Source organism: Bradyrhizobium sp. CCBAU 53351 (assembly GCF_015291745.1).
In the GTDB taxonomy this organism is placed as follows: domain Bacteria; phylum Pseudomonadota; class Alphaproteobacteria; order Rhizobiales; family Xanthobacteraceae; genus Bradyrhizobium.
On the sequence record NZ_CP030059.1, the window covers coordinates 1,487,329 to 1,509,173 of the forward strand.

The 21,845-nt window shown below is 65.8% G+C and carries 21 protein-coding genes; 10 read left to right on the top strand and 11 right to left on the bottom strand.

All coding sequences use genetic code 11. The features are described from left to right. Positions 1-141: 141 nt before the first annotated feature. Both XH83_RS07180 and XH83_RS07185 read right to left on the bottom strand, forming a co-directional pair. Positions 142-318, bottom strand: coding sequence for a hypothetical protein (locus tag XH83_RS07180; protein WP_194406323.1), 177 nt, complete (start codon positions 316-318; stop codon positions 142-144). Between the two features lie 9 nt (positions 319-327). Beyond that, the gene (locus tag XH83_RS07185) at positions 328-561 is read right to left on the bottom strand and encodes a hypothetical protein (protein WP_094973683.1); all 234 of its coding nucleotides are present in this window, start codon (positions 559-561) and stop codon (positions 328-330) included. 206 nt (positions 562-767) lie between these two features. Here XH83_RS07185 and XH83_RS07190 point away from each other — a divergent pair, with 206 nt between their 5' ends. The 3 genes from XH83_RS07190 to XH83_RS07200 all read left to right on the top strand — a co-directional run bounded on the left by XH83_RS07190 (position 768) and on the right by XH83_RS07200 (position 4,900). Beyond that, the gene (locus XH83_RS07190; RefSeq protein WP_194406324.1) at positions 768-2,852 is read left to right on the top strand and encodes a sorbosone dehydrogenase family protein; all 2,085 of its coding nucleotides are present in this window, start codon (positions 768-770) and stop codon (positions 2,850-2,852) included. Then, positions 2,809-3,750 (top strand): SMP-30/gluconolactonase/LRE family protein, encoded by a 942-nt coding sequence (locus XH83_RS07195; protein WP_194406325.1) that lies wholly within the window; start codon positions 2,809-2,811, stop codon positions 3,748-3,750. The genes XH83_RS07190 and XH83_RS07195 overlap by 44 nt, the downstream gene beginning before the upstream one ends. 124 nt (positions 3,751-3,874) lie before the next feature. Beyond that, the gene (locus XH83_RS07200; RefSeq protein WP_194406326.1) at positions 3,875-4,900 is read left to right on the top strand and encodes a histone deacetylase family protein; all 1,026 of its coding nucleotides are present in this window, start codon (positions 3,875-3,877) and stop codon (positions 4,898-4,900) included. Between the two features lie 18 nt (positions 4,901-4,918). Here the strand turns inward: XH83_RS07200 and XH83_RS07205 are convergent, their stop codons facing one another. Next, positions 4,919-5,650, bottom strand: a complete 732-nt coding sequence (locus XH83_RS07205) for a 4'-phosphopantetheinyl transferase superfamily protein (protein ID WP_194406327.1) — start codon at positions 5,648-5,650, stop codon at positions 4,919-4,921. Positions 5,651-6,304: 654 nt separating this feature from the next. On the opposite strand from XH83_RS07205, the gene XH83_RS07210 reads away from it, so the two are divergent. Further along, positions 6,305-7,255 carry a DUF6492 family protein gene (locus XH83_RS07210; protein WP_194406328.1) on the top strand — a complete coding sequence of 317 codons (951 nt, stop codon included), beginning with the start codon at positions 6,305-6,307 and terminating at the stop codon, positions 7,253-7,255. A 12-nt stretch (positions 7,256-7,267) separates the two neighbouring features. Here XH83_RS07210 and XH83_RS07215 read toward each other — a convergent pair whose 3' ends face one another. Beyond that, the gene (locus XH83_RS07215; RefSeq protein WP_194406329.1) at positions 7,268-8,335 is read right to left on the bottom strand and encodes an endo-1,4-beta-xylanase; all 1,068 of its coding nucleotides are present in this window, start codon (positions 8,333-8,335) and stop codon (positions 7,268-7,270) included. A 308-nt stretch (positions 8,336-8,643) separates the two neighbouring features. Between XH83_RS07215 and XH83_RS07220 the strand changes: the two genes are divergently transcribed. Then, the gene (locus XH83_RS07220; RefSeq protein ID WP_194406330.1) at positions 8,644-10,080 is read left to right on the top strand and encodes an oligosaccharide flippase family protein; all 1,437 of its coding nucleotides are present in this window, start codon (positions 8,644-8,646) and stop codon (positions 10,078-10,080) included. Between the two features lie 241 nt (positions 10,081-10,321). Next, positions 10,322-11,878, top strand: a complete 1,557-nt coding sequence (locus tag XH83_RS07225) for a L,D-transpeptidase (protein ID WP_194406331.1) — start codon at positions 10,322-10,324, stop codon at positions 11,876-11,878. 67 nt (positions 11,879-11,945) lie between these two features. Here XH83_RS07225 and XH83_RS07230 read toward each other — a convergent pair whose 3' ends face one another. From XH83_RS07230 to XH83_RS07240, 3 genes are all read right to left on the bottom strand, one after another. Continuing rightward, positions 11,946-12,758: a class I SAM-dependent methyltransferase gene (locus tag XH83_RS07230; protein WP_194406332.1), complete on the bottom strand. Its 813-nt coding sequence runs from the start codon at positions 12,756-12,758 to the stop codon at positions 11,946-11,948. 76 nt (positions 12,759-12,834) lie between these two features. After that, a complete protein-coding gene (locus XH83_RS07235; protein ID WP_194406333.1) occupies positions 12,835-13,371 on the bottom strand; it encodes a VOC family protein in 537 nt (178 codons plus the stop codon). 105 nt (positions 13,372-13,476) lie between these two features. After that, positions 13,477-14,484: a tripartite tricarboxylate transporter substrate binding protein gene (locus tag XH83_RS07240; RefSeq protein ID WP_246776425.1), complete on the bottom strand. Its 1,008-nt coding sequence runs from the start codon at positions 14,482-14,484 to the stop codon at positions 13,477-13,479. A 165-nt stretch (positions 14,485-14,649) separates the two neighbouring features. Between XH83_RS07240 and XH83_RS07245 the strand changes: the two genes are divergently transcribed. The 3 genes from XH83_RS07245 to XH83_RS07255 are packed head-to-tail and all read left to right on the top strand — an operon-like array spanning position 14,650 to position 16,733. Further along, positions 14,650-15,348 (top strand): TetR/AcrR family transcriptional regulator, encoded by a 699-nt coding sequence (locus XH83_RS07245; protein ID WP_194406334.1) that lies wholly within the window; start codon positions 14,650-14,652, stop codon positions 15,346-15,348. Beyond that, positions 15,326-15,886, top strand: a complete 561-nt coding sequence (locus XH83_RS07250; RefSeq protein WP_194406335.1) for a carboxymuconolactone decarboxylase family protein — start codon at positions 15,326-15,328, stop codon at positions 15,884-15,886. Before XH83_RS07245 ends, XH83_RS07250 begins: the two co-directional genes overlap by 23 nt. Before the next feature lies 1 nt (position 15,887). Next, on the top strand, positions 15,888-16,733 hold the full coding sequence (locus XH83_RS07255; RefSeq protein ID WP_194406336.1) for an SDR family NAD(P)-dependent oxidoreductase: 846 nt from the start codon (positions 15,888-15,890) through the stop codon (positions 16,731-16,733). A gap of 46 nt (positions 16,734-16,779) precedes the next feature. On the opposite strand, the gene XH83_RS07260 is transcribed toward XH83_RS07255, so the two are convergent. The 4 genes from XH83_RS07260 to XH83_RS07275 are packed head-to-tail and all read right to left on the bottom strand — an operon-like array spanning position 16,780 to position 19,348. Next, complete coding sequence (locus XH83_RS07260; protein ID WP_194406337.1) at positions 16,780-17,316, bottom strand: DoxX family protein; 537 nt, start codon at positions 17,314-17,316, stop codon at positions 16,780-16,782. Beyond that, positions 17,316-18,092, bottom strand: a complete 777-nt coding sequence (locus XH83_RS07265) for a DUF2063 domain-containing protein (protein WP_194406338.1) — start codon at positions 18,090-18,092, stop codon at positions 17,316-17,318. The genes XH83_RS07260 and XH83_RS07265 overlap by 1 nt, the downstream gene beginning before the upstream one ends. Next, the gene (locus tag XH83_RS07270; protein ID WP_194406339.1) at positions 18,082-18,999 is read right to left on the bottom strand and encodes a DUF692 domain-containing protein; all 918 of its coding nucleotides are present in this window, start codon (positions 18,997-18,999) and stop codon (positions 18,082-18,084) included. The genes XH83_RS07265 and XH83_RS07270 overlap by 11 nt, the downstream gene beginning before the upstream one ends. A 43-nt stretch (positions 19,000-19,042) precedes the next feature. Continuing rightward, positions 19,043-19,348: a DUF2282 domain-containing protein gene (locus XH83_RS07275; protein WP_194406340.1), complete on the bottom strand. Its 306-nt coding sequence runs from the start codon at positions 19,346-19,348 to the stop codon at positions 19,043-19,045. 312 nt (positions 19,349-19,660) lie between these two features. Between XH83_RS07275 and XH83_RS07280 the strand changes: the two genes are divergently transcribed. Then, positions 19,661-21,757, top strand: coding sequence for an adenylate/guanylate cyclase domain-containing protein (locus XH83_RS07280; protein WP_194406341.1), 2,097 nt, complete (start codon positions 19,661-19,663; stop codon positions 21,755-21,757). Positions 21,758-21,845 lie beyond the last annotated feature (88 nt).

The window sequence follows — 21,845 nt, forward strand, 5'->3', positions numbered from 1 at the left end:
TAGCCGTCCGAAGGACGGCGTCGCTTGCGCTCGCCTATGTCCCGGCCATCCACGTTCTGCAGACAGATCCAAATACGTCGATGCCCGGGACGAGCCCGGGCATGACGAGTGGAGAGACTGCTGGTTGGAAAACAGAGCCGCTCAGAGCGAGCGGTTCAGCCGGCTGGCCTGATACTTGGCGCGCCATTTGGGGCCGGGCCCGCGCATATAGTGAAGCTCGGGACGGTAGGGGTCACCCGCGACCCGGATCAGCGTCTGCCATTTGGTGGCGACGAAGCTCAGGGGCTGGCGGAGGAGGCTCAGGGAAGCGATCAACATGGCATCACCTCAATGCGGCTTGCCGAGCATGGCGGTGAAGGGGAGATCGAAAATCTCCTCGCCGTCGTCGTCGCTGACGTGGATCACCCAGTCGCGCCAGTCTTCGTTGCTGGGCGTCAGGATCATCGAGCGCATGATCTGGGAGGCCCGGTCGCGCGCCTCGGTGAGATTGGACACGGCGGCGCCGTAGCGGTCGATCAGGGTGCCCTCGGTATTCGAGCAGTGAAAATAGACCTGGACCATATGCGCCTCCTGATGGAGCAACTGGGATGGCAAATCGATACCACCCGGAGCCTTCGCGAAACATTCGGGTCGAACCCGGTAAGGGAATGTACGGATATTGGTCGGCACGAAGATCGTTACAGGTTTAATCACAGGCGAGTGATGTTCGACTGGACTGCGTTCGGACGGCATGGAAGACGTTTTCGCTGGAAGTCCGGGGGGCCGCCGTGAGCTACTTCACATCCGGGCGCGAGGGCGGAAGGCTGCGCGCATATGCGGGCGGCCTGGCGGGCGTTTTGGCGGCCCTGCTTGGGTTTGTCTCGGTGGCGTCATCGCAGCCGCTTCGCCGCAGCGGCTATGCCATCGGCGCGGACACCTGCGGCCACGGCGATCTCGCTTTTCCCAGGATCCAGATCGACATGAAGGCCGGATTTTGCGCCGGGCTCGTCGCCAGCGAGGAGGATCGCCTCAAATTCCCGCGGTCGATCGCCCAGTTGCCGGGCCAGGGCCTGTTCGTGGTGGCCGATATGGGCGGCTGGGGCCACGCGGACGGCCGGCTGTTGCTGCTCGATCCGCGCGCGCCGCAAGGGCAGCGGCTCAAGGAGCTGCTTGCGGGGCTCGAATATCCCTTTGGCCTCGCGATCGGCCCGGACAGGAAGCTCTACGCCTCGACCGCCGAGACGATCTTCCGGTTCGATCCGCTCGCCGACAATCCGCGCAGTACGGTCGAAACCATCATCCGTCACATGCCCGGCCGCCGGGCCAATTTGCCCGACGGCACAAGGGTCGAGGAGAGCGCGCACCCGCTCAAGCAGTTCGTGTTCGACAGGAACGGGCGGCTGTTCGTCAATGTCGGCTCGCACAGCGACGACTGCATCACGCCGGCTCCGATCACGAAGCCTTGCGCGGCGGCCGAGGGCGCTTCCGCCATGGCCTCGATCTGGCTGTTCACCCCGCCTGCGGGCGGCGTCTTCCCGGTGCTGAAGCCCGGCGATCCCGATCCGCCGCACACCGTCTATGCGCGCGGCCTGCGCAACTCGATGGCGCTGGCGCTGCATCCGAATTTCCCCGAGGCCGGCTACGCCTTCCTGCAGGCCGAGAACGCCCGCGACTTGCCCGACATCTTCAAGCCGAACGAGGAGATCAACGCGATCGAGCAGGGCAGGCATTACGGCTGGCCCTATTGCTACGATCTGTCGACGCCGAGTCCCGAATTCAGGGGCGTGCTGCAATCCGGTGCCTACAAATCGTTCTGCACGGCAGGCGCGCTCTACAAGCCGCCGCTCTCGCTGTTGCCTCCGCACGGGGCGCCGCTTGGGATGCTCTATTATCACGGCGGCAAATTCCCGGAGTTGGAGGGCAAGCTGCTGGTCGGCCTGCACGGCTATCGCCCGACCGGCAGCCGGCTGCTGGTCTACGACGTCAATGACCACGGCTTCCCCAAGCCGAGCCCGGCGCCGGTGCGCTATCACGTCAGCTGCGCGGCCGACCCGACCCGCAGCTTTCACACCGACGCCGGCGAAGTCGCCGCCGCGCCGTTCGAGGAATTGATCGCAGGCTGGCACCGCGTCAACGGCGCGCGGCCGCAAGGCGCGCCCGTCGGCATGACGGTCGCGGAGGACGGCGCGATCTGGCTGGTCGAGGACAAGAACCAGAGCGTGATCCGCATCGATCGGGCCGCAGGCGAAGCCCCGCCGCCGCTGCCCTGCGACACGCGCAGCCAGGCGATGATCGACCAGCTCGCGGCCTTCGTCGCCCGGGACGCGCCGAACAGCGCCCGGCTGACCAATCTGCGCAAGGGCCTCGTCGAGCGGCACTGTGTCGGCTGTCATTCGGATTTCGGTTTGAAGAGCGGTCAATCGGAGGCCGAGAAGGACAGGGCGGTGCTCGGCTTCATGCTGGCGCAGGACGGCTGGATCTATCCGGGCGATCCCGCGTCCGGCAAGCTGCGTACGCGCCTGCGCGGTATCGGCGCGGAGAAGCTGATGCCGCCGGGCGGCGAGAGCCTGCCGAAGACCGAGCCCGGTTATGCGCGCCTGCTCGACACAATGGAACTGCTCGTTGCCAAAATGGTTCCGGGCACGCGGATGCGCATCAAGCCCGGTCCGCCGCAGCGCAAGTTCTTTGGCAAGACCAACAAGGAATGCGGCGAAATACCGGCTGGGAAGGTCGTCGTCGTGACACAAAGCAGCGCTGTAGACAAACCCGGGTTCAGCCGATTCTTCCGGCCGGCCGATCCCTATTTGAATGGCGAGTGCAGCGACGGCGATGGCTATTACATCCGGCAGGAATTTCTGGTGCCTGTGCAGTAGCGTCCTGTTCGTCGTTGCGACGACGTCCGCGCAAGCGGAGACGAAGCTGTTCGAAAGCGCGCAGGTGACGCCCGCCGGCGAGTACACCTTCGGCATCGAGGGCCCGGCAGCCGACCTCGACGGCAATCTGTTCGTGGTCAATCTCGGCAAGCCCGGCACCATCGGCCGGCTGCCTGCGGGCGGTGCGGCGTCGGAGCCGTTCACGGCACTGCCCGAGGGCAGCGTCGGCAACGCCATCCGCTTCGACCGCAGCGGCACCATGTTCGTCGCCGACTACAAGAAGCACAACATCTTCGCGATCCCGAAGGGGACGACGGAGCCGGGCATCTGGTTTCACTCCGACGAGATGAACCAGCCCAACGACATCACGGTCGCGCACGACGGCACGATCTATGCGAGCGATCCGAACTGGAAGGGCAGGGAAGGCTATATCTGGCGGATTGCGAAAGCCGCCGACGGCACGGTGCAGGGACAAGTGATGGCGTCACCGCGCGCGATGGGCACCACCAACGGCATCGATCTCAGCCCAGACGGCAAGACGCTCTATGTCGGGGAATCCAGCAGCGGCCAGATCTGGTCCTATGCGATCAATGGCAATGAGCTGACGGCGGCTAAGCTCGTCAAGACATTCCAGCCCGACACCGTCGATGGCTTGCGCACCGACGTTGCCGGTCGCCTCTATGTCGCGCGCATTCTCAAGGGCACGGTTGCGCTGATGAGGCCCAATGGCGCGGTCGAGCGCGAGATCGCGCTCAAGGCCAAGGAGCCGACCAACCTCGCCTTCGGCGGCAGCGACGGCAAGACCGTCTTCGTCACCCAGCGCCAGGGCGGCTTCATCGAGTCCTTCCGCACCGATCAGCAGGGCCGCGAGCACTGTCTGCAGCGCGGGCGCTGCTGAGCCCTGCGGCGCCCTGCTTCCGGCGCAGGGCGGTCGAGACGGCATTGTTCTTGCTTGCATCTGGCCGCCACGGGGATCAAGACATCTGCTGCCCCTGAAGCGCATGCGAGCACGGAGTGTTTGAGTGAAAGCCGTCCATACCGAACTGCACCGCAGCCATGATCCGCAATTCTTCCTGGTCCGCGGTGTCGTCAAGCGCACCACCGAGCAGCCGGAGCGCGCCGACCGCCTGCTCAAGGGATTGAAGGACGGCAAGCACCAGCTGGTCGAGCCGACCGCATTCGGGCAGGGACCTCGCGCACGCATCCACAGCCCGGAATATCTGTCGTTCCTGAGCGAGGCTTGGGACGCATGGACCGCGCTCGGCGATTCCGGCCCGGAGATGATCGGCAACATCCACCCGGTGCGGCATCCCGCGACCTACCCGACCCACATCGTCGGCAAGCTCGGCTGGCACACCGCCGACACCGCCGCGCCGATCGGTCCGGGCACCTGGGCTGCGGCCTGTGCCGCGACCGACGTCGCCGTTACCGCCGCGCAGATGGTGATGGACGGCGAGGGCGCGGTTTACGCGCTCTGCCGTCCGCCCGGGCATCACGCCTATCGCGACATGGCCGGCGGCTTCTGCTTCCTCAACAACAGCGCGATCGCGGCGGCGCATCTGCGGCAGAAGCACGAGCGCGTCGTGATCCTCGACGTCGACGTCCATCATGGCAATGGCACGCAAGGCATCTTCTACGCCCGGCCCGACGTCTACACGATCTCCATCCATGCCGATCCCGTTGCGTACTATCCCTATGTGTGGGGCTATGGCCATGAGCGCGGCGAAGGGCCGGGCCTCGGCACCAATCTCAACATTCCGCTTCCGATCGGCACCGGCGATGACGGCTACATGCAGTCGCTGGACGCCGCGCGCAAGGCGATCGAATCCTTTGCCCCCGGCGCGCTCGTCGTCGCGCTCGGCCTCGATGCCTCCGAACACGATCCGCTCAAGGGCCTCGCCGTCACCACGCCCGGCTTCCGCCGGATCGGCCAGGCCATCGCCAGGATGGGCCTGCCGACCGTGCTCGTGCAGGAGGGCGGCTATCTCTCGGATATTCTGGGTGCGAACCTGACCTCGGTGCTGGCGGGATTCGAAGAGGCGAGGTGAGACCCGCCTCCGCGCGCGTCATTCGGCCGCTTGCTGCAGCGGCCAGGCATTGCGGCTGATGGGAAGGCCGCCGTTCGCGCGGGAGCCGTCGGCGATCGCAAGGCGATGCGAGGGCGATGGCGAGCACAGCGAGAAGCGCCAGCCGTCGGGATCGTCGGCGATATCGGGCTTGAAGCTGATCTCGATGGCCTCGCGCGACACCTGCATCGCGAAGGCGTCGAGCGGCAGATTGAGGCCAAAGCCCCTGGCCTTCAGATAGGCTTCCTTGAGCGTCCAGTAATCGAAGAAGCGCTCGATCGCGGCGGGCTCCGGCAGTCCGCGCAGCGTCTCAACTTCCTCCGGCGCAAAGAAGCGATGCGCGGTGGACAGCGGCGCCACCCGCCGCGAGACGGTCTCGACGTCGATGCCGACGGTCTCATGCCGCGACACGACACAGGCGACGCAGCCGTCGGCATGAGACAGGCTGAAATGCAGCGCGGTCGAGGTTGCAGGCGCTGCGACAAACGGCCGCCCGTAGCGGCCGGCCCCGAAGGACCAGTCGGACGGCGCGACGTTGGTGGCGACCTGCGACAGTGCCAGGCGCAGCATGGCATGCGCGAAAATATACTGCCGCCGATGCCGCTCGAACATGAAGCGATCGGCCCGGATCCGTTCGTCGACCGAGAGCAGCCGCCGGCACGTCTCGACCGCGCCCGGCGCGTCAATGGACTCGATCAGTCCGACGAAGAGTTCAATTCTGTCGTTCGCCATCAATTGGGCCTTTTGCGTCAGGCAGGGCAAATCCCTCGTCCCGACGGAAGAAACAACTGAGCAAGAATCAACCAAGCAGCCGCTTCTAGCGGCCCACCCGGGCGAATTCTTGTCGATTTGCAGGCCGGCTTACAGGCGCAAGCTTGTGCGAGACCCCAACTCGACACGCAAGCGACCGATCTTCCGAAAAGTGAAGCCTGAGGATTCGTACGGCGTCCCGGCCGGTGAATTCTACTTCTTCCTGGTCCCCAGCGGCTTCTGGAGAGCCTCGCGGTCCCTGTCGCCCGACGAGGTACCCTTGGTAAATTTGCTCAAACCCATAACACTCCCCCCTTGAAAAAAATCGTCCAAATCAAAACGTGCGAATATCTTGCGCGGTGACGTCGAATAATCAAGCCGCAACTTGATCATTCATAGTTTTGGCGGGTGAACCCGTAGTCATCCGTGATCTGACCGCAGTCCGTCCTCGACGACTGCGTCGCCGTTTGGTGGCAACCCACCGCCGACCTCGCCGCTGCGCTTTCGCGGGACCGGGCGGGACCTGCCGCCGGATCGCTAACACTTCGTTTCATTTTACCTTGATTCCGTTTGTGAGTTTCCCCCGTCTTCCGGTGGGGCTATGAGTGCGGCCTGATTGCCATCCGAGCGCGCGCCATGCATTCCGTTGCCCTGCTGACTGCCAGCTATGCCAAGGATATCGAGCGCTTTTCGCTGCTCAGCGAGAGCATCGACACCTGGCTGACGGGATACACCAAGCATTATGTTCTCGTTAACGATGAGGACGTGCCGCTGTTCGAGCGCTTCGCCTCCGACAAGCGCGTGATCATTCCGGCCTCGCGCTACCTGCCGAAATGGCTGTTCGCCCTGCCGCCGGCACTTCAGTTCATCAGCAAGCGGCGTGTCTGGCTGTCGCTGCTGTCCTCGCCGGTGCACGGCTGGCACATCCAGCAGATCCTGAAGATCGCCGGCGTCCTCAACGCGCCCGAGCAGCGCGTCTGCATCCTGGATTCGGACAATCTGTTCTTCCGCGAATTCGACGTCGGCCAATATGCCGGCGCCGAGAAGACGCCGCTGTTCGTCACGCCGGCCGACATCGGCGCTGATCACCCGCTGCATGGGTTGTGGCTGCGCACCGTCGATCAGCTGCTCGGCATCAAGGATCGCTCCTTCCCCGCCGACGATTACGTCGGCAACGCGCTGGTCTGGGACAAGGACACCGCGCGCGCCATGACCGACGCCATCAAATCGGCGACGGGATTGAACTGGGTCCTGGCGCTGTGCCGGAAGAAGAAGTTCTCGGAATATCTGATGTACGGCCATTTCGTCGCGAACTCGCCCGCGCACCTGGCCACCCACCGGGTCACGGAAGACAGCATCGCGGTCTCGCATTGGGACGACACCCCGCTCGACCGACCGGCCATCGAAGCGATGATGCGCGCCGCGTCGCCCGGGCAGGTCGCGCTCTGCATCCAGTCCTATTCCTCGACCTCGGTCGACGACATCCGCGACGTGTTCCGCCTCTCTTCGCGCGATCGCCGGGCTCCGAGCCTCGCACCCGACCACATGGACGATGCGGTCGAATTCGTGGTTCCGAAGGCGCGCTGAGATCCGGCGCCGTCAGGCATCCTTCGTGAACTTGCTGATCACGTCCATGAACGGCTTCGGCTTGAATTCGCCGTCGAGCGGCAGCGGGCGGTTCGGCTGCTTGTCGGCGCGCGCAAAGACGCCGTTGATCCAGCTATAGCGATCCGAGAGTCCCCAGGTCAGGATCGAACGCACCGGTCCGCTGGTCGAGATCGCGGTGAGGAGATCGTCGACGCGCTTGGCGACGATGGCGTCTCGCTGTGCCGGATTTCCCGTCAGCTTCTGATCGTCGACGTCGAGCTCGGTGACCAGCACCTCGAGCCCCCAGGAGCGCAGCTCGGTGACGAATTCGGCGAGGCCATGGGTGTCGATCTCGAGTTCGGCATGCAGATGCGATTGCAGTCCGACGGCGTGCAGCGGGACGCCCTGGTCGAGCAGGTCCATGATCAGGTTGCGATACGCCGCGCGCTTGGCAATGAACGAGTCCTTGGCCGACTCGATGTCATATTCGTTGATCGCGAACTTGACGAAGGGATCGGCCGCGGCCGCCGTGCGGAACGCCAGCGGGATCCAGCCCTGGCCCAGATGCTGGGTCCAGAACGTGTCGCGCCGGTCCTTGGGGCTGCGCGGATTGTCCGGGATCGGCTCGTTGACGACGTCCCACGAGGTCAGCTTGTCCTTGTAGTAGGAGACGACGGTGCCGATGTGGTCGACATAGGCGCGCTCGACGCCGCGCGTGTTCTTGATCTCTTTGGTCCAGTCCGGAATGTCGTGATACCAGGCGAGCGCGTGGCCGCGCATCGTCAAATCATTGTCCCGCGCGAAATCCAGGATCGCGTCGGCGCGCTCGAAATTGAACGTGTGCGCGTTCGGTCGCAGCATCGGCCATTTCAGCTCGAGCACCGGCACGACCTGCGTGCAATAGGTGCTGATGGCTTCGCCGAGCCTGGGGTCGGCTTGCAGGTCCCAGAGCGTGGCGGCCGCGCCAAAGCCGGGGCGGCGCTGCGAAAGCTTTGATGCCGGTGCCGCCGACGCAGAAGCGCCCGCCGCGAGGGCTGCGGCGCCGCCGAGAAGAAATTCGCGTCTATCGAGCCTGGTCACGGCAGTCCTTTTCGAACCAACGCAGCATCGTACCAAGCGATGCCCTGCAACGCCCGGGTTTCACCTCGTTGGGTTAACCTCTGCCGTCCGCTCGTCATGGTTTCCTTCCATGATCGCGCCTCGTCATTCCCGGAAGGGCAAATTTAACGCTAACGCGTGAAAGCGGCTGCAAAGCCTCATTTGCCGCCCGATCTGCAGACTTATGTGACACTCTTGCGCGATGCTGCGGCGCAGTTCGTTCGCCCCGCCAAGGTCCCATTGATTAACAGCCGTCATATTCGCAAGACCGCTGCCGGTCCCGTGCTCGCATGCTGAACCGCCATTTCTCGATTTATCTGGTCGCCTACATCCTGCCCGCGGCGGTGGGCTTCTTCGCCGTCACGGCCTATACGCGGCTGCTGACGCCGGCGGAGTACGGCGTCTATGTCGTCGGCCTCAGCCTCGCCGGCATTCTGGGCGCGATCTTCTTCGCCTGGATCAAGCTGTCGGTGTCGCGCTATCAGGCGATGTCGGCGGAGGTGGATTTCCGCGGCACGGCGATGGTCGCCTTCGGACTCACGGTCGCGGTGCTCTGCGCCACGACGCCTTTGGTCTTCCTGTTCCGCAGCGACGTCAGCGTCGAGCTGTTGCTTGCCAGCATGTTCGTCGCGATCATGGCCAATGCCGTCGATGTCGGTCAGGAGTTCGAGCGCGCGAAATTGCGTCCCTACCGGTTCGCCGCGATCTCGATCGTGCGCAGCGTGTCGAGCGTCGGATTCGGCCTCGTCGCTATCTGGTTCGGCTGGGGCGGACTGGGGCTGCTCGCGGCGTTCGGCCTGGGCTCGCTCACCGGCATCATTCTCAATCTCGTCGGCGACCGCAGCAAAATCGCGCGCTTCCAGCGCAGCCAGTTCATGCAGCTGGCGCGCTATGGCCTGCCGCTGACGCTGGCCGGACTCTCCGTTGCGGTCTATTCGGCCTGCGACCGGCTCATCGTCGCCTATCTGCTCGGCAAGGACGCTGCCGGCATCTTCGGCGTCGCCGCCGATTTGCCGCGCCAGTTCATGGTGATGATCGCCTCCAGCGTCGCCGCGGCGACCGTGCCCTTGGTCTTCCGTTCCTCGTCCGAGAACAACAGGGAGACGACGCGGGAGCGGCTGACCGAAAGCCTCGAGCTCCTGCTCGTCGTGGTCGCGCCCGTCGCCGTCTGGCTCGCGCTCGCGGCGGATCAGGTTGCCGGCACGCTCGTCGGCGTCGACTTCCGCGCCGGCGTGTCGGCATTGTTGCCGATCCTGGTGCTTGCCCGCTTCTTCGGGATCGCCAATCAGTTCTACGTTCAGATCAGCTTCCAGCTCGCCGAGCGCCCCTTCATGCTGGCGGCGCAATCCTTTCTCACGCTGGCGGTCAGCGTGGTGCTGATGGTCGCGCTGGTCGCCGGTTACGGCATCTACGGCGCGGCGTGGGCAACGCTCGCCACCGAGGCGATCGGTTTCCTCGTTGCCGTCGTCCTGATGCATCGCGCCCACCCGGTCCCGTTCGATCTCAACCGGCTCGCCGGGGTCGCGGTTTCGGCCGCGGCGATGGCCGCCGCCATCCTCATTGCGCGTTCGCAGGCCGGCGGCACCGGCCTCGTGGCGCTCATCATCGTCAGCCTGGCCGGCGGCCTGGCCTATGCCGCGGCGGCCTGGCTCCTCAACGTCGCCAATGTCCGGACCCTCTCGCTGCGTTTCCTGCGGACCTTCAACCGCAAGGCCCTGGGCGTCTGACGGGCGCGTCTTCGCCGGCACCAGGCGGACATTCTGCCGCAGCGGCCGCCACCGGCTTCGGAGCGGCCCGGGGGTAACCGACCTTCCGCCGGCTCCGGCCGTCGTATAAGAGGGATTTGTCGCCCGGACGTGCCGAATATCGCCACAGACGGAACGTAAGGCGGCTGCGGTTTCTTAATTCAATGATCGCAATCTGATGCATGATCGGCATGAGCGGGCCGGCATTTCGACCGAGGATGGCATGAAACACCTGATGACGATGGCGCAACCCACCAAGGCGATGCGGCGTCGGGGGCCTCCCGGAATTGTGACATTGGCGGCAATGGCCGTCCTTGCGGCGGTCGCGCCGGCGAGCGCGGCCAAGCAGGCGCGCCAGCCGGCCGAGGCGGTGGCGCAGCGGCAGGCCGGCGAGCCGATCATGGCGATCGTGTCGATCAAGAGCCAGCAGGTCACGTTCTACGATGCCGACGGCTGGATCCTGCGCGCGCCGGTCTCGACGGGCACCACGGGACGCGAGACCCCGGCGGGCGTCTTCGCCATCGTCGAGAAGGACAAGGACCATCGCTCGACCATGTACGACGATGCCTGGATGCCGAACATGCAGCGCATCACCTGGAACGGCATCGCGCTGCATGGCGGACCGCTGCCCGGCTATGCCGCATCGCACGGCTGCGTGCGCATGCCGTTCGGCTTCGCCGAGAACCTGTTCGACAAGACCTATATCGGGATGCGTGTGATCATCTCGCCCCACGATTCGGTCCCGACCGAGATCTCTCATCCTTCGCTGTTCGTGCCGAAGCCGGAAGCGATCGCGGCCGTGCCGCGGCAGGCCGACAAGCTCTCCCTCGAGGCCGAGGAGGCGACGAGGGCCGCCGACGAGGCCAAGAAGGCTGCGTCCATCGCTGCAAAGGAAGCTGCCTCGCTTCCTGCAGCCCTGCGCAAGCTGGAGCAGCAGAAGTCCCGCGCCGATGCCGAGCTCGCTTTTGCCGACAAGATGCTCGCGAACGCCAAGACCGATCAGGCCCGCGCCAAGGCCGAGGAGTTGAAGCAGAAGGCCGCGACCAAGGCTGCCGACGCGACAACGCTGCTCGACACCGCCAAGGCCGCCGCGCAGCCGAAGCGCGATGCCGTGGCCGCGACCAAGGACGCCGCGAAGGCCGCGGCGGCAAGAAAGACGGAGGCGGTGAAGGCCGCGACCGACGCCAAGCTCGCGGGCGAGCCTGTCTCGGTCTACATCAGCCGCTCGACGCAGAAGCTCTATGTGCGGCGAAACACCCACAAGCCGGCGCCCGACGGCGGCGGCGAGGTGTTCGACACCAGCATCGAGGTTCCCGTCACGATCCGCAATCCCGAGCAGCCGCTTGGCACCCACATCTTCACGGCGATGGCGAAGACAGATACGGGCCTGCGCTGGAGCGTGGTCACGATCGAAAACGGCGACGAGGCCCGCAATGCACTCGACCGCATCACCATCCCGCAGGACGTGTGGGATCGCATCGGGCCGACCGCCTTGCCGCGCTCCTCGATCATCATCTCGGACGAGCCGCTGAGCGCCGAGACCAATTACCGAACCGAGTTCGTCGCGGTGCTGAGCGACCAGCCGCAAGGCGGCTTCATCACGCGCAAGCCGACCGCGCCGGCCATGATCGCCAGCGACGACGGCTGGGACAACGGCGGCAACGGTTTTGGTTTCTTCTACCAGCGCGATCCCTACGTGCAGCCGGCCAATCCGCGCCGGCAGCGCGGCCAGTACCAGTACTATCAATCGACGCAGCCGATGCAGCGAAACTGGTGGTAGCGCGCGGGGCGCGACCTCTCCCGCGAGCGGGAGAGGTGAACGAGCCGCGGCGCTTCCGCTCCAGCCCCTACAGTCGCGCTTCGATCACGATAGCCTGAATCTTGCCTTCCACCGCTCCGGAGCCGTGACGCGTGCGGATCGTCTCGGCGACGATGTCGGTTGCGGCCTGCAGCTTGCCGGCGTCCCTTGCCTCGATCTCGCTGCGCAGCGGCGTGCCCTGGCAGAGCGCGAGCGCGACGTATTCGGGCGATGGTGCCCGGCTGATTTCAGATCGCGTCTCGATCGCGATGTCGCGGAAGCCGGCACGTTCGAGGTCGGTTCTGATGACGGCCTTGTCGTAATAGCCGTGCGGCGTGCGGACCATGAAGCGCGGCGGGTCGTCGGGAAACAGTTTTGCGAGCGCGATCGTCGCCTCGTGCGTCAGCACATTGTCCTCGATGCGATCCCAGACGTTGAACACGAACGTGCCATCGCCTTTCAGGACTCGTTTCACCTCGCCGTAAGCCTTGACCCGGTCCGGAAAGAACATCGCGCCGAACTGGCAGCAGACGACGTCGAACCCGGCATCGCCAAAGGGCAGGGCCATTGCGTCCGCCTGCCGCCAGCTGATGCGATCGTCGTCCGCCTGCCGCTGCGCGGCGACGCCAAGCATCGGTTCGTTGAGATCGGTCGCAACGTAACGGATGCCAGAGGGCAGCGCAGCCGCCACGGCGCGCGTCACGGCGCCGGTGCCCGCGGCGATCTCGAGCAGCACGGACGGCGAGCGCGCGGCGACGCGTCTTGCGATGTCCTCCGCGTAGACGGAGAAGATCATCGGGACGAGATACTCGTCGTAGATTTTCGGAATCGAGCCGGCGAAAACCTTGTCAGTGTCGGACATGTCTGCCTCGCTGCAGGTTCGGATGCGGGGTGCATGTTACACGGATTGCCGGCAATCGCGCCAGCGGCGAGGGCTCCTACGGCTTCGTGACGACCTCACGGATCGGCCGCGTGCCGTCCCAGGTCAGAGCCGCCTGCCGGACCTTCTCGAAGAACGGACCCTTGGTGCCGCTGATGTCCGAAATCTCGATCACCGTGCCCGGATGGGCCTGCGTGTCGAAATAGGCAAAGCGTCCCTTCTCGCCGCCGATCTGACCCTCATGGCCGATCCGGTAACCGAGCCCGATCGCCTTATCGTAGAGCGCCTGGTAGTCGTGGCTCCAGTAGGACATGTGCTGCAGGCCTTCGTGGCCGGCGTTCAAAAACTCCCTGTACAGCGAAGGCGCGTCGTTGCGCTGCTGGATCAGCTCGATCTGGAGGTCGCCGGAATTGGCGAGCGCAATGCTCATCTCGACGGCAGAGTCCTGGCCGCGATGGCGAAACCAGTCGGTCTTGACGCGGTCCATGTAGTACCAGGGACCGACGCCCATCACCTCGATCCAGTGCTTCATCGCGGCGTGGATGTCCCGCACCACATATCCGTTCTGGCGCACCGCGCCGAAGATGCGGCTCATGCCCGCGCTCCCGTTCTCTGCCGATTCACAACGGACCTCATCCTGAGGGCCCGCCGCAGGCGGGCGTCTCGAAGGATGGACGCACGCGAGCTGCCCGCCACTTCCTCACTTCACCTCGATGCCGGCGTCCTTGGCAACCTGCTTCCAGGCAGCGATGTCGTGGGCGTTGATGTCGCGCTGCTCCTCGCCGGGCACGAATTGCGGCGTGATGCCGAGTGCGAGCAGCTTTCCCTTCACCAGATCATCGCCGAGCGCCTCCTTCAGCGCCGCCGACAGCCTCTGCGCGATCGGCGCAGCCAGGCCCGCGGGCGCATACATCGCCCAGGACAGGCTGCGGTCGAACGGCACGCCCTGCTCCTTGTAGCTGGCGACATCAGGCATGCTCGGCGAGCGCTCGCCGCAGGCGGCCAGCGCCTTGATCGAGCCGTCCTTGACGAGCGGCGTCGCGGTCGCGACATCGAGCGTCGCGAGCGAGATGTGGCCGCCGAGCAAATCGCCGGCCAGCTTCGCGATGCCGTTGAACGGCACGTGGTCCATCTTGATGCCGGTCTGCTGCATCAGGATCTCGGCACAGAATTGCCCGGTCGAGCCGACGCCCCAGCTGCCGTGCTGGATCGGCTCGCCCTTCTTGGCCAGCGCGACCAACTCCTTGATGTCGTTGGCGGCAAAGTTCCTGGTCGCGACCAGCATGATCGACGAGGTGCCGACGCGGCCGATGGTGGTGAAATCCTTGATCGGATCGTAAGGCAGCTTTGGATAGATCGCGGGGGCCAGCACATGCGTGGTCATGCCGCCGACGGTGATGGTGTAGCCGTCATTTGGCGATGTCGCGACCATCTGCGTGCCGAGCGTGCCGGCCGCACCGGTGTGGTTCTCGATATAGATGCTCTGTCCGAGCGTCTTGCCCATCCTGTCCGCGAGCAGCCGGCCGACCACGTCGCCGCCGCCACCGGCCGCATAGGGTAGCAGCATCCGGATCTTGTGCGTGGGATAGGCGGCGGGATCCTCGGCGTATGCAGGCATTCCCGCAGACGCGATCAGCAGTGAGGATGCGACGAAGCGAAGCGTCATGGTGATTTGCCACGCGGGCAAAAAGCGGGCGAGGCGTGCCATGGCGTTGTCTCCCAATTGCTCTCCGTTTATCGAGCGGAGTTGAATGCTATCCGCTCATGTAGCGCTGTCGCTGCATCGCGGCCGAGGATCGTCGCATACGACATTAAAGACGAACGATCGTTCGTACGGTTGACTAGCGAACGATCGTTCGTTAGTCAAGCCATCATGGCTGTCCACACTTCCAGCGCGGCGGAAGCGGCCCCGCCCACGACGCGGGAGCGCATCCTCACCGAGGCGCTCAATCTGTTCGCGCAGAGCGGCTATGGCGGCGCCTCGATGCGCGAGCTGGCGCGTCGCGTCGGCATCCGCGAGAGCAGCCTCTACAACCACTTTCCCGGCAAGGCCGCGATCCTGGAAGCGATCGTCAGCGAGCATGGCCCGGCGAGTTCGGCGAGTCGGCTGGAGGAGCCGCGCTACAGGCAGCTCGCGCGCCAGCCCGCCGCGTTCTGCCGTCAGTTCGCACTCGACCTCGTCGCGCAATGGTCCGATCCGCGCGAGCACCAGTTCCAGAAAGTCATCACCGCCGAGCGCAACCGCGTCCCCGGCATCCGCGCCAAATTCGCCGATCATTTCTATGCGCGCGAGCAGAGCCTGATGACCGACTATTTCCGCGGCTTCGCGCTCGCCGGCCTCGTATCGACGCCGGATCCGCGCGAGACCGCGCGGCTGTTCGCGGCAGGGCTGATCTATATCCGTCTCGAGCATTACGTGATGGGCGCGGCGCCTTCGCCGCGGGCCAAGGTGATCGAGGCGATCGACCGCTATCTGTCCTTCTTCCTGTCGCTGATCGCGGCAGGCAATGACACCGACAACAAGAAGCGAAAGCCAAAGGGAGAGACGCGTGGCAAGGCTGCCTCTGATTGATCCGGAGACGACGAGCGGCGACATCCGCGCCTCGTTCGACCGCATGCCGGTCAAGCTCAATATCTTCCGCATGATGGCCCATGCCGAGGCCAACATGATCCCGGCGATGCGGCTCGGCAATTCGATCCTGCACAAGCAGAAGCTCTCTGCCGTCAACCGCGAGCTGCTGATCCTGCAAGCCGCCCAGCTGGAGGGCGGCGCCTATGAGTGGCGCCAGCACGTGCCGATCGCGCTCGGCGTCGGCTGCACGCAGGCGCAGGTCGATGCGGTGGAGCGCGGCGACTACAATGCTGCCGCGCTGAATGAGGCGGAGCGCGCGCTGCTGACATTCGGCCGCGAGGTCGTCGAGAACGTCCGCGTCCCCGAGGCCATCTTTGCTGCCGCCCGAAAACACTTCAGCGACCAGGAGATCGTGGAGTCCATCGTCGCGCTCGGCTTCTACATGATGATGGCGCGCGTCACCGAGGCAACCGAAACCGATCTCGATCCGGCAGCCGGCATGAAGGTCTATGACGGCGGCAAGAAATCAGGCGGTTGAGATGGCTGACACCGAGAGCAAGCCGGAGCGCTATGTTCGCCCTCCGAGCGCCGAGTCATCAGGCGACGCGCCGGGCAGGGGGCGACTGAAGGGGCGCCGTATCCTCGTCGTCGGCGGCGGCCAGCGCGTGTTCGATGCCGCCACCGATCCGATCGGCAATGGCCGCGCCATGAGCATTCTGTGTGCACGCGAGGGTGCGAAGGTCGCGGTCGCCGACCTCAATCGCACTTCGGCGGAAGAGACGGTGAAGCGCATCACCGACGAAGGCGGCGAGGCCTTTGCCATTGCCGCCGATGTCACGTCGGAAGCGGATGTCGTCCGCATGATCGAAGAAGCTCACCGCGCCATGGGCGGCCTCGACGGTATGGTGCTGAACATCGGCACCTTCGGCAAGACCGGCCTCGATGCCGTCAGCCCCGAGGAGTGGAACAGGATCTACGACGTCAATGTCCGCGGCCCCATGCTGTGCTGCCGCGCAGGCTTGCCGAAATTCGATGATGGCGGCGCCATCGTCTTCATCTCCTCGATCGCCGCGCTGAAGGCGGGATCGCAGATGGCGGTGTATGATTCGTCGAAAGCCGCGCTCGGCGGCCTGATGCGCAACATCGCCCATCTCGGCGCGCGCCGGGGCATCCGGGCCAACCTCGTCTATCCAGGTCTCGTCGACACCCCCAACGGCCGCGAAGCCGGCGCCGGACGGCCGAATCGCGGCAAGGGCCACGTTCCGTTCGGCCGGCAAGCGACGGCGTGGGAGATCGCCTATGCCGTGCTGTTCTTCCTGTCCGACGAAAGCGTCTACGTCACCGCGCAAACGCTCGCGGTGGATAGCGGATTGAGCGGGATGTGAGGCCTGTAGCCCGGATGGAGCGCAAGCGTAATCCGGGACCGCAGCATCATCCCACGAGCTGCCCCGGATTGCGCTGCGCTCCATCCGGGCTACGAATTCGGCAGAGCAAATGATCGAGCGAGACGTTGCCGGGTCCGTACGCCATGAGGGCGAGTGCCATCGCGGCCCAGGTGAGGTGGATCGGCCAGCCGTCGGGCACCGTGAGCTCGACGATGACGGTCATGAACAGAAGTCCAAGCCCCGCGAATCGTGTGCCGAGCCCGAGCACGAGCAGGATCGGAAACATGATCTCGCCGCAGCCTGACAGGAACGCCATCAGCGTCGGCGCGGGAAAGTGATAAGGCCCGCCCGGCAGATGCAGCATGAACTCCTCGCTGAACAGCGTTACGGCGGTGTCGTTGAGCCTGAGGAATCCGCCCCATTTGAGCATGCCGGAACGCCAGAACGGCACCGCGAGCGCGAGGCGCAGCACGAGCAGGACGAGCGAGGGGGTGGCAAGCGTCTGGATCAGGTGATTGGCCCGGTCGATGAGCAGCCAGGGCGACGGCAGGCCGCCGCTCGCCATGCGTTGGTCCGTGATCATCATGCGTCTCCAGCAGCAGAGGTGAATGCACCGGCTTCGATCAGGCCGGTGATGTTCGAGGCGATGTCGAAGTCGGGCGATGCATCCAGTGCCGTCGCGGCAGCTTCGCCGAGCGGTTGGCCGGATGCGAGGCAAACGGCAAAGACGGCGCTGGCGGGCGAAAGGTGCCGCACCACGACGTCGAATTCGGGCCGCGTGATCAATGCGTCCTCCGGCCTCGACGCATCGATGCGCGCGGTAGGAGTGCTGCCGCGATTGGCGGCGAAAATCGTCACCGCGGAGAATTGCGAACGAACGATCCGCATCGCCGGGTGCGGGATGAAGACGGTATCCGCCAGACGCTCCGGGGCAATCGCCGACAGCCGGGCCGGGGACAGCGGCGCGGCGTCGCGCGCATGATAGGCGTCGAGCCAGGCCCGCTCGATGCGGGCGACGTCGGCGAGCCAGGGCATATCTTGGGCATGCTCATAGGCGTCGATGAAATCCGGAAAGTCGCGGCCATACTGGAACAGCAGCGGCGAGCTCGGCGGATGGCTGCGCACATGAAAGCGCGCCATGGCCCGGAAGAAGTCGGTGCCGGTGATGCGCTGCACCGCCGGATAGATCGCGGCCAGCGCCTCGATCAGGCTGACGGTGACGTTGTTGCGATAGACGTCGTAGCGCCGGGCGGCGGCCTTGCCGTTTGGTCCGGTCACGATCCCCGGCGTCTTGCGCGCTGGGTCCAGCAGCGCCGGCGCGAACGCAGCGGCGAACGACAAGCCGGTCTCAGGCTGCATGACGCTCTCCTGCCATTGCTGTGGTCTGATGACGATCGAGGATCGCCTGTGCGGCAAGGGCTTCCGCCTGCAGCACCGGCCAGTCCGGAATCTTGCTGTCCCATTCGATCAGCGTCGGCACCGCGCCGCAGCGTCCGATCACCAGCTCGTAAAGCCTCCAGACGGCGTCCGCGACCGGGCCGTCATGGCTGTCGATCAACAGCAGACCGCCTTCGTCGTCAGCCTGCTCGGCATGGCCGGCAAGGTGAATTTCCTCGACGCGCGACAGCGGGAAATCCGCGAGATAGTCGAGCGCGGAAGTGCCGTGATTGGTGGCGGAGACGAATACGTTGTTGACGTCGAGCAGCAGCCCGCAGCCGGTGCGCTCGGCGATGGCGCGAATGAACTCGGTCTCGCGCATCGAGGATTCGCGGAAGGCGACGTAGGTCGACGGGTTTTCCAGCAGCAGCGGACGACGGATCGCCTCCTGCACCTGGTCGATGTGGTCGCAGACGCAAGCGAGCGTCGCCTCGGTATAGGGCAGCGGCAACAGATCGTTGAAGAAGCTGGCCTCATGTGTCGACCAGGCCAGATGCTCGGACACCAGCGCCGGCTGATAACGCGCGACGAGGCCGCGGAAGCGCGCCAGATGCGCCTTGTCGAGTGGCCGCGGCCCGCCGATCGACATGCAGACGCCATGCAGCGACAGCGGATGGTCGCGGCGGATCGCTTCCAGCGCGCGATGCGGCGGGCCGCCATCGCCCATGTAGTTCTCGGCGTGGACTTCGAAGAAGCCACGCCGAGGTCCGGCCTCGAGGATATTGGAGAGATGCTCGGGCTTGAAGCTCGTCCCGGCAACGCCGCCGATGGGCGTTGGATAGCGGAGCGGCATGGCTGCTCGTCGGGCGGGGTTGATCACCGTGCTCATCGTGCTGCTCCGTTCATCCTTGCCGGCGAGGTCGCGCCGGCCGTTAGACCGGCTTGAGCGAGCCCTTCTTGCCGCCCGGCAGGTCGATGCTGGTGCAGGTGCCGCCCTGCACGAATTTCCAGGCGTTGCCCTGGAAGTCGACCGTCGAAGTGCCCTGGCAGGTCGTGCCCGGTCCCGCCGCGCAATCGTTCTGGCCCTTCAGCGCGACGCCGAAGCACTTCTCCTTCTTGGCGGCGACGGCGGCCTCGGCCTCGGCCTTGGTCAGCGGGCCGGCGGCAGCGAGGGTCGCGAGCGCGGTCGAGACGGCGCCGGCGAGGACGAGCGAGGTGACGACGTGTTTGGCAGACATCGGGATTCTCCTGTTCGAGATGGCATCGCCTGGCAGGCGATGCGCGCATGGTCTCCTTCGCTGCGCGCGCAGCCGGCGTTACCGCGGGCCGCTCACGAACCCGTGAGACCGATTGGATCGGGCGCACCGCCGGTGCGCTTGGGCTGGCATTAGCGGGCAATCGTCCGCCCAAAGCCAATGCCTGGGGTCTATCGACACGGTAGCCACCGGGCATTGGCGGCGCCGCCCCGTTTTCTGCCAGATGTAACGGGCGAGCGCCGGCGGCGTAGAGCAATGTCAGTGGCTCGCGTGGACCGGCAGGCGAAGAGGGCGATGAAGCTTGATCCCGAACGACGGCTTCGTGCGATCGCAAGGTTGACGGTCAGCATCCGCCTCGCGGTGTCCGCGCTGGTCCTGGCTGCGATCCTGCTGACGGCCGCGCTCTCCAGCCTGCTCTGGTGGCGCACGGCGGAGGCGACCAGCCGGCAGCTCGCCTCGACCATCAACGAGCAGATCGTGGCGGCGGTGCGCAAGGAGGTCTCGGCCATCGTCGACGAGGCGCGCGCCGCGCACACCGCGATCCGCACGCTGTTCCTGCAGAATGTGCTCGACACCCGCGAGGCCGACAAGCGCGAGTTCGTGTTTCTCTCGCAATTGCAGTCGCAGGCGACGATCTCTTGGGTCGCCTTCGGCTGGCCCGACGGCTCCTTCTTCGCCGCGCACAAGCTTGGCGATCGCCGCCTGGAGATGATGGAGATCTCGCTGACCGATCATCCCGGCCAGCGCCGCGTCGATGAATACGACGTGGTGCCCGGCGACATCGAGTTCGCCAATCGCCGCTTCGAGCCGACCGCATTCCATGTCGCCGATCAGGCCTGGTTCAAGGCCGGACTCGACGCGAACGATCCGCAATGGTTCAGGGTGATGGACCATGCCACCGGCGAGCGGCCCTCGATCGCCTTCGCGGGGCCGATCGACGTCTATCAGGAGCGGCAAGGCGTTCTGGCCGTCATCATCGAATACACCAGGCTTGCGCGTTTTCTCTCGCAGCTCGAGGTCGGGCGCACGGGGACCGCCTTCATCGTCGATGACAGCGGCGAATTGATCGCGGCGCCGGACAAGGAGGCCGACGAGCTCCATCCGGCGCGTGGCGACACGACGCTGCTGCCGCTGGCGCGGCTGGCGCTCGACAAGGCGGGGGAGGCCGGCCGCAAGGAGGCCTGGCGAAACCGGCTGACGTCCGGCGGCGCAGCCTATGAGATTGCACTGACACCGCTGCCGTTTGCCGGCTGGTCGCTCGCGACCGTGATCCCGGAGGCCGAATTTCTCGGGCCGGTCGAGACGACGCTGCGGCGACTGATCCTCGGCCTCGCCGTCGGCGCCGTGCTCGCGGCGCTGGCCTCGGCGATGCTGGCGCGGTCCGTCATTGCTGCGCCGCTGTCGCGCGTCGTCGGCGAGCTCCGCCATGTCGAAGCCTTCGCGCTGGAGCAGGTCCGCCGCCACCCCTCGCGGCTCAAGGAGATCGCGAGCCTGTCCGGCGCGATCGCCGAGATGGCGTCCGGCTTGTCCGCATTCCGCAAGTTTATTCCGGCCGATCTGGTGCGCGATCTGCTGCGCCAGGGCGTCGAGGCGAGGCCCGGCGGCAGCGTCCAGGAGCTCAGCGTGATGTTCATCGACATTGCCGGCTTCACCGGGCTGTCCGAGCGGTTGGGCGACCGCGTGGTGCCGCTGCTGTCGCGCTATCTCGACGTCACCTCGGAGATCATCGTTGCCAATGGCGGCACCATCGACAAGTTCATCGGCGACGCCGTGATGGCGTTCTGGGGCGCGCCGCAGCCGCAGGACGATCACGCCGCGCGCTGCTGCCGCGCGGCGCTCGCCTGCCGCAGGGCGATGGAGGAGTCCGGCCTCGCCGACGATCTCGGCCAGCCGCTCCAGATCCGCATCGGCATCAATTCGGGCCGCATGCTGGTCGGCAATATCGGCTCGGAGCTGCGGCTGAACTACACCGTGATCGGCGATGCCGTGAACGTCGCAAGCCGGCTCGAAGGCGCCAACAAATCCTACGGCACGCAGATCCTGATCGGCGAGACGACCGAACGTCTGGCGCGCGGCGCCGTCATCACGCGCGAGGTCGACAGCATCGCGGTCTACGGACGGGAGGAGGGACTCTCCGTCCACGAACTGATCGGGATCGCGAACGAGGGCACCATCGACGGCGAGACAATCGGCTGGATCGCGGATTACGAGCGTGGCCTTGAAGCCTATCGCACGCGGCACTTTGCCGAGGCGCTCGCAGATTTCGAGGCCGTGTTGAAGCGGCGCGGCCACGATCGCCCCGCCGAGCTGATGCGCGAGCGCTGCCGGCAGCTCATGTCGGCTGCGCCGGACGCCGCCTGGCGGGCGGTGGCGACACTGACGTCGAAATAGCAGCGTCAGTATCGGCCGGCATCCCATGGCGCCTGCGAAGCAGTTGGCAAAGTCGCTTGATCGCGCGCATGATGGGCTGGATAACACG